We start from the raw sequence: 13,284 nt of genomic DNA, 5'->3' as shown, positions 1-13,284 counted from the left end.
CAGATTTGCTATTCGACTTCGGACTCCCGACTTTAGACCTCGGACTTCCTCACTGTTCGCTGCTCGATTCTTTTCTCATAATCTTTCCCCTGAAAAATCCGATGGACATAAATACCAGGTGTATGGATATAATCCGGATCAAGTTCGCCCGCCTCTACCAACTCTTCTACCTCAGCAATGGTTACTTTACCTGCCATAGCCATTACTGGATTAAAATTGCGGCTGGTAGATCTGAAGATTAAATTCCCAGCGGTATCGCCTTTCCAGGCTTTAACAATAGCGAAATCGGCATCAAAAGCATATTCCATTAAATAATCCTTGCCATCAAAATTTCGCACTTCTTTGCCTTCTGCCACTTCGGTACCCACGCCTGCTGGTGTAAAAATTGCAGGCATACCGTATCCGGCAGCCAGACAACGCGTAGCTAAAGTACCTTGTGGAATAAGGTCTACTTCGAGTTCGCCACTTAGCAATTGCCTTTCAAATTCGGCATTTTCACCTACATACGAAGAAATCATTTTTTTAACCTGACGTTGTTTCAGCATTAAACCGATACCAAAATCATCAACACCAGCATTATTAGAGATACAGGTTAAATTTTTTACCTGTTTGTTTACCAAAGCATTAATGCAATTTTCTGGAATACCACAAAGCCCGAAACCGCCGAGCATCAGGGTAGCACCATCTGATATATCCTTGATAGCCTCTTCAGCTCCAGATACCACTTTATTTATCATCTTATGAATTTTTTGGTTAGTTCGCTAAATTACAAATTGCCTTCAAAAATGTAGCATTTATAATCTTTAAATCTTTCCGGAATATTAATTAATTGGAATTAATCTAAATAACTGTTACCTTTGTGCTGCAATGATTTACGAGAGAGAAGAAAATCTATTCATATTACCCACCGATCCTGAATTTCAAAAAGGCATGGGTTTTATTTTCAGCTGTACGGCTGAGCACAAAAAATGTTGTGAGAAATTCAAAAAAGGTAAACGCTGTAAAAAGTGCCCTGGCAATAAAAAGAAATAAACCTATTTCGCAATTTCCACAATTTTATCATCGTTCCCATTACTGGTACAGATATAAATTTTCCCTTCTGGCGATTGGCAAACAGCCCTTATCCTACCATAAGTGTTTACATAAAAATCTTTCGTTCCCGTAATTTTTGTTTGAGCATCGTCTAATTTAAGTTGCATCAATTTAGTTCCTTTTAATATAGCCAACAGCAACGAATTTTTAAACTGCGGAATATAATCTGAATTGTAATAAGTTAAACCACTAGGCGCAATGGTTGGCGTCCAATTGATTAATGGCTCTGCCACATTGTTCGAACTGCAAAACGATTGTTCTCCACTTTCATTACAAAAACCTTTAATATTTGGCCATCCATAGTTTCTTCCCTTTTCGATAATATTAATCTCATCATCAGAATCCGGACCGTGCTCTGAAGAAAAGATTTTATTGCCTACCTGGGTCAATCCTTGTGCATTTCGATGCCCTAAAGACCAAACCGGGTTATTTGGATCAGGATTATCACCGGGGATCGAGCCATCTAAATTTATCCTTAAAATTTTCCCTGCTAAAGAATTAACATTTTGGGGATTTCCTGTATCAGCAGCATCGCCGGTACTGATAAATAGTTTACCACCACTGATCAGCAAACGCGAACCATTGTGGATTGAAGCAGCAGGAATTTGATCCAATAATACCTGCGGACTCGTTAAATTTCCTCCGCTGTAAGTATAACGTACAACTTTAGCCTTATAGGTACTTCCATAGCCATAAATTACATAAACGTAAGGGTTACTGGTAAAATCGGGATGTAGCGTCATCCCGAGCAAGCCACCTTCGCCATTGGTACGTACTTCGGTTATGGTAAGTAAAGGCGTTACTTGACCATTTGCAGGATTTAAACGACTAATTTTACCTGCTTTTTCGGTAAACCAGATAAAATTATCAGGTCCATAAACCATTTCCCAGGGGAGGCTCAGTCCGGATACAACTACTTTTGATTTTAATTCTACATCAGGTAAGGCACCTGGATCGTCATTATCATCACCATTCTTTTTGCAATTTGTAACGAATAGCATTACAAATAAGCAGAGTAGTATTGCCCTCATAACCGTAACGTTTTAGAAATAACAACATTACCGTTATAAAGTTTTGTTTTTATTGGGCGGACGTCATTTCGAGCGAAGCACAGGGCAGCCAAGAACCACGAAGTGCTCTGCGCAGCAAAATCTTTATATAATTAGCTTTTAGATTACTGTCAGATGTTACCATCTGACAGATTTTCAAAAAAATGACTTAGTGTCGGATGGTAACATCCGACACCACAACTATTCCGCTTTGCTTCAGTCGAGATGACGCCTAGGCAACTCAAATCTCATGTCTCACATCTCTTATCTCACCACGATCAATTCAAATACACATAAGTAATCCCATCCCCGCCTCTATCAGCATGTTCATCTTCCATCCGATTTACCTGACTATACTTACGCAAGTATTCTCTGATCATTTTACGCAAAATGCCATCACCTTTACCATGGATCAGCTTAATGGACGGAAAGCCGAGCATAATGGCTTTATCTAAATATTTCTCTACTTCAAAGAGGGCGTCTTCAGTTCGTTTTCCACGAAGATCAAGTTCGGCCCTGAAACCAGATACGGCATCATTCATCCGCCCAGCAAACGAATTTGCACTGCTTTGAACTACTTTTTTAGCTTCACGGTTACTCACCTTTTGAACGCGGTTCTTTTTAACATTCGAGCGTAAATCGCCAATAGCCAAAACCAATTCATTGCGGTTAATTTCTAAAACCTGACCAATGGTTTCACTATCCGTAAATTTCACTAAATCACCAATTTCAATTTCACCGCCAACAACTACCTGTACTGGTTTAGGGCGCTCTTTCGGAATGGTATTTTTAACCAGCTCTTTTTGCAAATTCTGGCGGAGTTCTTTAGTTATTTCCTTATCCGCTTGCTTTTCTTTAATCTCGGCAATGGTATTTTCAACCAGTTTATTGGCATTTTTAATAATATTCTGCGCCTCTTGTTTCGCCTCTTTAATCAGTACCTTTCTATTCTCCTCCAAAAAGCTTTTCAACTTTTCATTTTCGGCAACCAGGTTCTTAGCTTTATTCTGCTGATTGGCTAAACTTACTTTGGCATCGTAAACATTTTTCTTTTCCCGCTCCAGATCTACAAGCATAGTATCTACCCTATTCTGGTTAGAGCCAGTTTTTTCTTTAGCCAGCTGAATTACCTCTTTTGGCAAACCAATGTTCTGAGCGATTTCGAATGCATAAGAACTACCAGGTTTACCCATTTCCAAAATGTATAGTGGTTTCATTTTGGCATTATCGAAAAGCATCGATGCATTTTCCAAACCAGGTGTATTACCTGCAAAAAGCTTTAAATTAGAATAGTGGGTAGTAATTACTCCCCTAACCTTTTTATTGTTCAATACTTCTAAAACAGCTTCAGCCATTGGTCCCCCAAACTGCGGATCGGTTCCGGTACCAAACTCATCAATAAGCACCATCGTTTTTGGCGAAGCATGCTCTACAAAATAACGCATCTTTTTCAGGTGTGCACTGTAAGTACTTAAATCACTTTCTATTGATTGGTCATCACCGATATCGGCAAAAATATTTTCAAAAATACCTACTTCACTATTCGCATCAACCGGAATTAACAAACCTGTTTGCAACATAATCTGCAAAAGGCCAACGGTTTTCATACAAACCGATTTACCACCTGCATTTGGCCCGGATACCAATACTATCCGTGTTTCAGCATCTATATGGATATTTAAAGGCGTAACCGTTTTCTTTTCGGTGGCAAATGAGATCGATAACAAAGGATGCCTCGCATTAATCAACTTTGTTTTAGGTTCTTTTAACAAACCTGGCATTTCAGCTTCAATATCCATTGCAAATAAAGCCTTTGCACGCACAAAATCCAGCTTGGTAAGAAAACCATGATAAGAAAGCAGTAACGGCGAGTATGGCCGCAGATCATCAGTTAAGGAAATTAATATCTTAATAATTTCACGACGTTTATCAAATTCTAAATCGCGCAGCTTATTATTTAAAGTAAATACTTCTTCAGGTTCAATATAAACGGTCTGCCCTGTTGCCGATTCATCGTGTATAAAGCCTTTGAGTTTGCGCTTGTTTTCAGCCAGAACTGGGATACACATTCTGCCATCGCGAATGGTTAAACTACCATCTGCAACCCAATTATTGGCAATGGCCTGCTTGTAGATCGAATCCATGCGCTTGCGTACATCTTGTTCGGCTTTCGAAATGGCAGAGGTAATCTCCTGCAGTTCTTTTGATGCATTGGGTTTGATCTTTCCTTTGGCATCTATAACGGTTTCTATCTTACGAAGAATTGTTTTTTCAATAGGCAGATGCTCAAATAAAGCTTCTAGTGTAGGATATACTTCTGCACGTTCTTCAAAAAAACGGAGTACAGAGAAAACAGTATGCAACGAAGTATATACCTGAAACCACTCATCTTCTAATAGATAAGTGCCTTCAACCCTGATTTTTTCAACCAGCGACTTAATATCAAAAAAGGTATTAATCTGTAGTGGTTCCTGATTTTGCAGGATACTTTTAAATTCGTTTGTTTGACGTAAAAACTTATCAATCTGATCAAAACGGTTCATCACCTGCATCTTCTTTACCATTGTTTGCCCCATCGGACTTAAACAATGTTTGCTAATCAGTTGCCTGATCTCAACAAAACCTAAACGTTCTAAACAGTTTTCGGGATATAACATATTATTGTACTATGGCTGGACTTGGAACTACTTCCGATACACCAGCTTTTTTTATATTAATTAATGAATCGGCCTGTTTTTTCTTCTTTGCAATTTCAGCAATTGCTTTAACCTTCGATAAAGAATCTGGTTTCATTTTTTTTCTGATCGCAAGAGAATCGGCCTTAAATTTCTTTGCTATCACTAACGAGTCGGCTTTAAATGCCTTTTTCTTGATTATCAGATCAGCTAATGCTGTTCCTTTTTTTTGCTTAACTAACAATTTTTGTATGTTTTTATACATTGCCTCTAATTCTTTAGGGTTAGTATTATACCAAATTAAACTCCTGTTATATTCGGCAGAATCTGTACCAAATTTTTTGTAAATCCCTTTATAATAAGCTGCTGCCACCTTCTTTGCTGAATCTACAACATAAATACTTGAAAGGTAGCCATCTACAATGTGCATATCGTATAAAATCTTTTCCATTTTATCAGGCTTAATAATGCCATCAGGTATTCCTGGCTTGCATCCAAACCATAATATAGCTGTCATTAAAACCCATATTAATCTCTTCATGCTTAATTTAAATATTATTTTTTGCCCAAATTGCGGCAAGGTTATTAATTTTACCAAAAATAGTTATAAATGAGCATAGCTGATAATCTTAAACAATATAAAAGCGAAGTTGAATCAGGCGGGGTTAAACTAATTGCGGTTTCAAAAACACAAACAGTAGAATCAATTTTAGAAGCCTACAACGCCGGGCAGCGCATTTTTGGAGAAAACCATGTACAGGAAATGGTAGATAAACAGGCGCAACTTCCAAACGATATCGAATGGCATCTTATCGGCCATTTACAAAGCAATAAGGTAAAATACATTGCCCCTTTTGTTAGACTTATTCATGGGGTAGACAGTTTGAAACTGCTACAGGAAATCAATAAACAAGCAGTAAAAAACAAACGCATAATTGATTGTTTATTACAGGTTTACATTGCAGATGAAGACACTAAATTCGGACTTGGTTTTGATGAAGTAATCGAATTACTACGGGCAGAAGAATTGGCCGAACTGAAAAACATCCGTATTGTAGGTTTAATGGGAATTGCCACCAATACTAAGAACGAAAAGCAGATTACGATCGAGTTTCACGAACTAAAAGTATTTTTTGATGGCATTAAAGTGAGTTTTTTCCGTAAAGACAATGCTTTTAAAGAAATATCGACCGGAATGAGTGCAGATTATAAAATTGCAATTGAAGAAGGAAGTACAATGGTACGCATTGGTAGCAGTATTTTCGGAAAAAGGGTAATTAAACATTTCAAAAACGACATTACAGCCAATTAATATGGATTTTAACATCAGATTTGCGACTGCAGAAGATTGTCCAAGAATATTGGAATTAATTAATGAGCTCGCCATTTATGAGCGTGCCCCTGAAGAAGTAACGGTTACTTTAGATCACTTTATCGATGCTGGTTTTGGCAAAAACCCGGTATGGAAAGCTTATGTAGCCGAAGTAAATAATACAATAGTGGGCTTCGCATTATACTATACACGCTACTCTACATGGAAAGGATGCAGGTTATATCTCGAAGATTTTATCGTGACAGAAGAATTTAGAGGAAAAGGCCTGGGTAAAGTATTATTCGAAAAAGTGATAGAAGAGGCTAAAAATGGCAATTATAGTGGCATGGTTTGGCAAGTATTAGACTGGAACGAACCAGCAATAAACTTCTACAATAAATATAAAGCACATTTAGAAAGTGGCTGGTTAAACGCAGCTTTCTCTAAAGAACAAATCAAGGCATTTTAATATGGATATTTTTAAGTTTGGTGGTGCCTCGGTAAAAGATGCAGATGGAGTAAAAAACCTGGCCAATATTGTCCGCGATTACAAAAAAGGAAACCTTCTGATTGTAATTTCGGCGATGGGTAAGATTACTGATAAACTGGAAAAGTTAACGCAGGCGTTCTTATCACAAAGTGATGAAGCGCATGCAATTTTTGATGAGATTAAACATTTCCATTTCAGCATTATAGATGAGCTGTTTCAAGGCGAAGCCAATCAGGTTTATGATGATGTGGCCAATACATTTGTTGAAATTGACTGGCTGATTGAAGACGAACCAGATAACAACCCTGATTATATTTACGATCAGATTGTATCCATCGGTGAAGTGGTTTCTACAAAAATTGTGGCAGCCTGGTTAAATGAATCAGGTAATAAGACTCTTTGGGCTGATGCACGGAATTACATCCAAACTGACAATACCTACCGCGAAGGAAAAGTAGATTGGGCAAAAACCAATCAGATTATACAAAAAGACCTATTACCACTCTTAACCGACAACATTATTGTAACACAAGGATTTATTGGCGGCACCAGCGAAAACTACACCACAACTTTAGGCCGTGAAGGTTCTGATTATTCGGCAGCCATATTTGCTTCCTGTTTGGATGCTGCTGCACTAACCATCTGGAAGGATGTTCCTGGGGTATTAAATGCAGATCCGAAATGGTTTGATGAAACAGAAAAAATTGCCCAGCTTTCTTATCACGATGCAATAGAACTTACTTATTATGGTGCAACGGTAATCCATCCAAAAACAATAAAACCACTTCAAAACAAAGGAATTCCGCTTTTTGTGAGGTCATTTATTCAGCCAGAAGGCTCAGGAACGGCTATTACCAAAGAAAACAACCCATTACCTATCCCCTCTTTTATTTTTAAGGTTAACCAGGCGTTGATTTCTATTTTCCCAAAAGATTATTCTTTTATTATCGAAGAAAACCTGAGCAATATTTTTGAGCTTTTCCATACACACCGGATCAAAATCAATACCATGCTCAATTCTGCTATCAGCTTTTCGGTAAGTGTTGATGATCATCCTACTCAAATTGAAAAACTGATCAAAGACCTTTCTCAAGAATTTACAGTAAAATACAATAAGGGACTTGAACTGGTAACCATCCGCTATTATAATCAACAAACTATTGATCGTGTAACGGTTGATAAGGATATTTTATTGGAAGTTAAAAGCCGTCATACTTGCCAGATGGTGATGAAGAATCGAACCGTATAAATTTGGTCATTGAAGATTAACTGCGTTCGTCATTTCGACCGCAGTGTTCCAAAGGGAACTCCTTCGGAGGAGAAACCTATCTAAATTAGATTTCTCCATTTTGTTGCGCTCTAGTCGAAATGACGGCCTCTTTTGAAATGACATAACTAAAAAATGAACAATAAACTTTTAGCAAAAGCCGTACAAGACTATATCAACGCAAATTTAAATGCTGATGTAAATCAGATTGCTTTAGCAAAAAGTCCGTTCGAGGGTATTAGTGCAGCCGAACTGGCCATACAAATTACCGCAAAAAAAAAATCTGAAAAAAAATTACCAACCTGGTTTAATACCCCAGATATTTATTACCCCCCTGTATTATCCATTGAGCAAACTTCTTCTGAAATTACTGCGAAATACAAATCCATGCTAGCGAAAGGCAATACTTTAATTGATATTACCGGAGGTTTCGGAATTGATAGCCACTACTTTTCGAAAAAGGTAAAAGCGGTTACACATTGCGAAATTAGCCCTGAACTATCTGTAATAGCCAGACATAATGCACAGGCTTTACAGGCGACAAATATTAATTTTAAAGCCGAAGATGGCATTGCTTACGTCATGACTAGCGATACATCATTTGATACCATTTATGTAGATCCTGCCCGAAGGGCCGAAAAAGGTAAAGTTTTTATGTTAAAAGACTGTACACCCGACATTGCAGGCAACCTGGATGCCTTAATAGAAAAATCTTCTAGAATAATTGTCAAAACTGCTCCTTTACTCGATATCTCAGCAGGGTTATCAGAATTGAAATACGTTAGCGAGATCCATATTGTAAGTGTAAAAAATGAGTGTAAAGAACTCTTATGGATCATCGATAAAGATTACAATGGTGATACGAAAATTATAGCTGTAACCTTAAATAATGAGATTGAAAAAGATTTTTCCTTTTACAGATCAGCCTCAAATGGTTCAATCCAGTTTATTGACGATTTAAACACTGGTGATTACTTGTACGAACCAGATGCTGCTTTACTAAAATCGGGTGCTTTTAATTTAATTGGCACCACTTACAATCTTTTAAAACTACATCCTCAAACACAGCTGTTTAGTTCGGCTATTGTAAATAAAGATTTCCCAGGCAGGATATTTAAAATTGAAGCCGTACTCAGCACCGCAACACTTAAGAAACAAGAAAATTTAAAGGGAAATGTGATTGTGCGGAACTATCCGGCAAAGCCTGAAGATTTGGTTAAGAAATATAAAATAAAAGCAGATCAAAATCAGTTTTTAATTTTCACCAAGGTGGGCAATGGAGAAAATATGGTTATTAAAGCATCCATTATTCAATACTATTAGGTTGTCATTCTGAGGGTTAATTAATTGTTTAAATCAATATGAGTGACGTACAATTGCCTTCTCCTGTCCATATCCTCTTATAGTGAGATCGTCATTTTGACCGCAGTGTTCCAAAGGAACTCCTTTGGAGGAGAAATCTACAATAGCGTAACGACTTTATAAATCTCTTCGTTCCGCTATGCTTCATCGATAGCTATCGGATCGAGATGACGATTTCGGTCACAATGACAAAGCTAAATAATACAAAAAGCCTTTCAATCGAAAAGCTTTTTGTAGTGGTAAAGAAATAATCTTAATATTATTGCTTAAACTTTCTTAACGTTTACTGCCTGTAAACCTTTTCTGCCTTCAGCTACTTCAAATTCTACTGTGTCGTTTTCTTTCAAGCTTTCGATTCCACCTAAAACATCTTTAAAATGTACAAATAAGTCTTTATTGTCTTCTTGCACAATAAATCCAAAGCCTTTTTGAGTGTTAAACCATTTAACTTTTCCGGTTGCCATAAAAAAATAAAAAATTGTATAAAATAAATAAACCTTTTACGCCTTGATCAGCATTTCATTTAACCAATTGAGTATAAACATGAATAAAACAACCAGTTTAAGCGCTAATATTGAAACAAAACTATCAAATATAATAAATTACGAATATAATGCAAGCCATTTCTGGCCATTAAACAAGAATGTTGCGTTATTAAAAAAAATTTTCGAATTATTTATTTGGCTGAGGTGTAGTACGTAAATATGGTTTAATTACTTGGTGTCCTTTAGGAAATTTGGCTGGAATATCTTCCGTTTTAATGCTATTTACCACAATTACATCTTCTCCATCTTTCCAATCGGCAGGCGTAGCTACGCTATAATTGGCTGTAAGCTGTAAAGAATCAATCACACGTAACACCTCATTAAAATTTCTTCCTGTTGATGCGGGATAAGTAATGATTAATTTCACTTTCTTATCGGGACTGATTACGAACAACGAGCGAACTGTTAAAGTTTCTGAAGCATTTGGGTGGATCATATCGTATAGATTTGCCACAGTTTTATCAGGATCGGCAATAATCGGAAATTCGACAGAAGTATTTTGAGTTTCGTTAATATCATTAATCCATCCTTTGTGAGACTCGGCAGAATCAACACTTAAAGCCAAAACCTTAACGTTTCTTTTTTCAAATTCACCTTTTAAAGCTGCAGTTCTACCCAATTCTGTAGTACAAACAGGGGTATAATCGGCAGGGTGAGAAAACAATACTCCCCAGCTATCGCCTAAATAATCGTAAAAATCTATTTCGCCAATGGATGTGTTGGCTTTGAAATTCGGTGCGGTATCGCCTAATCTTATGCTCATAATGGTATTATTTTTAAGTTGATGAAAACAAATTTAAACAATACTATACCAAATACATAGATTTAATATTAATTTAAGACCTCTAAATTACAATTCCAATAAAAAAACCCTGAAGAATTTAATCTACAGGGTTTAAGAATATTAATTTGTTTGGGGTATTAATTATAGGCTTTGATCATGAAGACATAATCTTGTAGTTTTTCAATTTGTTTTGTACGCTTCAAACCTGATAAAGTACTTTTCTTGTTAGCAGAGAGCTTGTTTTTCCCTAAAGAATCTTGTGGAATAGCCCTCATCGCCTCTAGGATATATTTTGATTTGATAGCAAAGGCCGCACCTTCAGTTTGATCAGGCTTACCACTAATAATACCAACCAAGTTTCCATTGTTATCAAGTAATGGCCCACCACTATTTCCTGGATTTACTGGAATAGACACCTGATATTGTGTAGTATCTCCAATAAAGCCATTCTTAGAGCTTACATAACCTTCCCCCAAAACCGCATCATCTTTAGGATAGCCTAATGTATACACGATTTCTCCTATGCTGCTGGTATTCCTCTTAATTGTATAAGGAATCGCAGAAAGATTACTAAAACTTTTGTCGCTTATTTTTAAGATCGCAATATCATTTTGAGGATCAGTATAAGTTGCTTTAACCTTAAATGACTCACCTTTACTATTTTGAACAAATAACGAATCTGCGCCTTTAATTACATGGAAATTAGTTAATATGTAACCATTGGCAGAAATAGCAAAACCTGTGCCTCCAAAATTTCCTGGATTTACATTTTTGTTTTGTGTATCACCCGGTGCTGTAGATTGTATTGTTCTGATTAAATCTTTTGTAGAAGTTTTAACTTTAGATAACTCCCTGCTCATTTGATTGTAGCGAATATCCTGCTTAGTATTATGCTGGATAGAATATACAGAAACCAACGATAACACTAAAAAAGATGCAGCAACCGCAATTGCCGATCTATGCTTACGCCATAACTGAACAACTTTAGATGGATGTGGCCTTAAGGCAGAAGCCAAATTCTCTACATCAATTTCTGAATGAATATGATTTAACTGTTCCTTTAAGCGCAACTGTTCAGCAAATGTTCCCATAGATTCTAAAAAGAACTTATGCGAAACTACTTTATGATCTACTGTGGCATCATTACGACGTAACTGTTCAAAAGCTTCAGTTTCCTGTGTATTAAGTTTACCTAAAAGGTAATCTTCAATAATTGCATCTAACTCCAAATCGTTTCTCATTTCAAATTATGGTTGAAAAAATATTTTCTTTAACCTTTGCAGGCATTTATATTTCTGCGTTTTTGCATTGTCGGTATTGGTATAACCAAATTTTTCGCAGATATCCTGCATGGATAAATTGTGGATATAAAAATCCTGAATAATAGTTTTACAAGGTTCGCCCAGATGATCGAGTGCTGATTGCATTTTCACAAAAGCAGCATCTTTTTCTTCATGGTGCTCTACATCTTCCTCAACAGCAAAGACATCCTCATAATCAGTAATATTACCGGCTTTTTTACTGTTTAGGCTAAGTTTCTTTAGCCAAATGCGCCGGCAAACCGAATAAATATAGGTTTTGAGTTTGCTGCTCAGCTCAAAATTGCCTTCCTTAATTTTGTTATATAAAATTATTATACCTTCCTGATAAACATCTTTTGCATCATCTTCATCACCGTTATTATTCAGGATAAACTGCAAAACCATCGCATAATAAGCCTTGTATAACTTGTTAAGTGTATCTTCTGAGTTATTTAGAATACCTAAAATAACCTCTCTATCTGTTGGAACTGAACTCTTTAAACTGTTATTCACTAGTTAATACATTTTTCTATAAATAGTAACCCAATATTAGACAAAAAAATATTTATAGCTACTATAATTGCTTAATACAAACTTAAAGCAAACGGTAACCCAAACCTCAAAAAAAAAATATTTTCAATTTTTGTAAATTATCGGGTTACCTTTTTACCTTTGCGGCATTAATAAGAAATTAATTACTTAAAAAATTCAAAAATGAAAAATGCATTCAAATTAGGCTTTTTAGCTTTAGCTTTATCTTTATCAGTTGTTGCTTGTAACTCAGAAAAAAAAGCTGAAGGTGCTGATACTACTTTAACTGATTCTTCTACTATCGTTACTGATACTACTGCAAAAGATACTACAGTAAAAGATTCTACAGTGAAAGATACAACTGTAAAAGCTACTACAACTACTACAGAAGAAGTTAAACACTAGTCTAACTTTACTCATAAAAAAAGGCTCCTGATGCAAAATCGGGAGCCTTTTTTATTTTTTTTTACTTTTTTTTTATTTTTTCGGGTTACCTTTTTAAATAAGTGGTATTAACAGGTAAATTAATTAATTACTTAAAATACTCAAAAATGAAAAATGCATTCAAATTAGGCTTTTTAGCTCTAGCTTTATCTTTATCAGTTGTTGCTTGTAACTCAGAAAAAAAAGCAGAAGGTACTGATACAACAGCTACAGATTCTTCAACTATCGTTACTGATACTACTGCAAAAGATACTACAGTAAAAGATTCTACAGTAAAAGATACAACTGTAAAAACTACTACAGAAAAAACTGAAGTTAAACACTAGTCTAACTTACTTATAAGAAAAGCCTTTGAAAAATGAATTTTCAAAGGCTTTTTTATTTTATCAGAAAAAACGGGTTACCTTTTAACATTTTAGGCATTAATAGTAA

The 13,284-nt window shown here is 36.0% G+C and carries 14 protein-coding genes; 6 read left to right on the top strand and 8 right to left on the bottom strand.

Translation table 11 applies throughout. The features are described from left to right. Positions 1–32: 32 nt before the first annotated feature. The 4 genes from ACTJKN_RS09120 to ACTJKN_RS09105 form a co-directional block, all read right to left on the bottom strand. A complete protein-coding gene (locus ACTJKN_RS09120) occupies positions 33–737 on the bottom strand; it encodes a CoA transferase subunit A (protein WP_440824275.1) in 705 nt (234 codons plus the stop codon). 297 nt (positions 738–1,034) lie between these two features. Then, the gene (locus tag ACTJKN_RS09115; RefSeq protein ID WP_440824273.1) at positions 1,035–2,123 is read right to left on the bottom strand and encodes a PQQ-dependent sugar dehydrogenase; all 1,089 of its coding nucleotides are present in this window, start codon (positions 2,121–2,123) and stop codon (positions 1,035–1,037) included. Positions 2,124–2,419: 296 nt separating this feature from the next. Next, complete coding sequence (locus ACTJKN_RS09110) at positions 2,420–4,798, bottom strand: endonuclease MutS2 (protein ID WP_440824271.1); 2,379 nt, start codon at positions 4,796–4,798, stop codon at positions 2,420–2,422. Position 4,799: 1 nt separating this feature from the next. Next, a complete protein-coding gene (locus ACTJKN_RS09105) occupies positions 4,800–5,357 on the bottom strand; it encodes a DUF4296 domain-containing protein (RefSeq protein WP_440824269.1) in 558 nt (185 codons plus the stop codon). 69 nt (positions 5,358–5,426) lie between these two features. Here ACTJKN_RS09105 and ACTJKN_RS09100 point away from each other — a divergent pair, with 69 nt between their 5' ends. The 4 genes from ACTJKN_RS09100 (at position 5,427) to ACTJKN_RS09085 (ending at position 9,208) form a co-directional block, all read left to right on the top strand. Next, positions 5,427–6,128: a YggS family pyridoxal phosphate-dependent enzyme gene (locus tag ACTJKN_RS09100; protein WP_440824267.1), complete on the top strand. Its 702-nt coding sequence runs from the start codon at positions 5,427–5,429 to the stop codon at positions 6,126–6,128. 1 nt (position 6,129) lies between these two features. Next, positions 6,130–6,597, top strand: coding sequence for an N-acetyltransferase family protein (locus tag ACTJKN_RS09095; protein ID WP_440824265.1), 468 nt, complete (start codon positions 6,130–6,132; stop codon positions 6,595–6,597). A 1-nt stretch (position 6,598) separates the two neighbouring features. After that, a complete protein-coding gene (locus tag ACTJKN_RS09090; RefSeq protein WP_440824263.1) occupies positions 6,599–7,867 on the top strand; it encodes an aspartate kinase in 1,269 nt (422 codons plus the stop codon). Positions 7,868–8,020: 153 nt separating this feature from the next. Continuing rightward, positions 8,021–9,208, top strand: a complete 1,188-nt coding sequence (locus ACTJKN_RS09085) for a class I SAM-dependent methyltransferase (protein ID WP_440824262.1) — start codon at positions 8,021–8,023, stop codon at positions 9,206–9,208. A gap of 305 nt (positions 9,209–9,513) precedes the next feature. On the opposite strand, the gene ACTJKN_RS09080 is transcribed toward ACTJKN_RS09085, so the two are convergent. From ACTJKN_RS09080 to ACTJKN_RS09065, 4 genes are all read right to left on the bottom strand, one after another. After that, positions 9,514–9,711 carry a cold-shock protein gene (locus ACTJKN_RS09080; RefSeq protein ID WP_029276380.1) on the bottom strand — a complete coding sequence of 66 codons (198 nt, stop codon included), beginning with the start codon at positions 9,709–9,711 and terminating at the stop codon, positions 9,514–9,516. Between the two features lie 208 nt (positions 9,712–9,919). After that, positions 9,920–10,555, bottom strand: a complete 636-nt coding sequence (locus tag ACTJKN_RS09075) for a peroxiredoxin (RefSeq protein WP_215127985.1) — start codon at positions 10,553–10,555, stop codon at positions 9,920–9,922. A gap of 158 nt (positions 10,556–10,713) precedes the next feature. Then, complete coding sequence (locus ACTJKN_RS09070) at positions 10,714–11,817, bottom strand: S1C family serine protease (RefSeq protein WP_440824260.1); 1,104 nt, start codon at positions 11,815–11,817, stop codon at positions 10,714–10,716. A gap of 6 nt (positions 11,818–11,823) precedes the next feature. Further along, the gene (locus tag ACTJKN_RS09065) at positions 11,824–12,390 is read right to left on the bottom strand and encodes an RNA polymerase sigma factor (RefSeq protein ID WP_215127989.1); all 567 of its coding nucleotides are present in this window, start codon (positions 12,388–12,390) and stop codon (positions 11,824–11,826) included. 201 nt (positions 12,391–12,591) lie between these two features. Here ACTJKN_RS09065 and ACTJKN_RS09060 point away from each other — a divergent pair, with 201 nt between their 5' ends. Both ACTJKN_RS09060 and ACTJKN_RS09055 read left to right on the top strand, forming a co-directional pair. Beyond that, the gene (locus ACTJKN_RS09060; RefSeq protein WP_055911571.1) at positions 12,592–12,813 is read left to right on the top strand and encodes a hypothetical protein; all 222 of its coding nucleotides are present in this window, start codon (positions 12,592–12,594) and stop codon (positions 12,811–12,813) included. A gap of 146 nt (positions 12,814–12,959) precedes the next feature. Continuing rightward, positions 12,960–13,178 (top strand): hypothetical protein, encoded by a 219-nt coding sequence (locus ACTJKN_RS09055; RefSeq protein ID WP_057934271.1) that lies wholly within the window; start codon positions 12,960–12,962, stop codon positions 13,176–13,178. Positions 13,179–13,284 lie beyond the last annotated feature (106 nt).

Source organism: Pedobacter sp. 22163, from assembly GCF_052045595.1.
GTDB lineage: Bacteria > Bacteroidota > Bacteroidia > Sphingobacteriales > Sphingobacteriaceae > Pedobacter.
The sequence above is the reverse complement of the archived record's forward strand: the minus strand, read 5'-3'. Positions and strand labels throughout refer to the sequence as shown.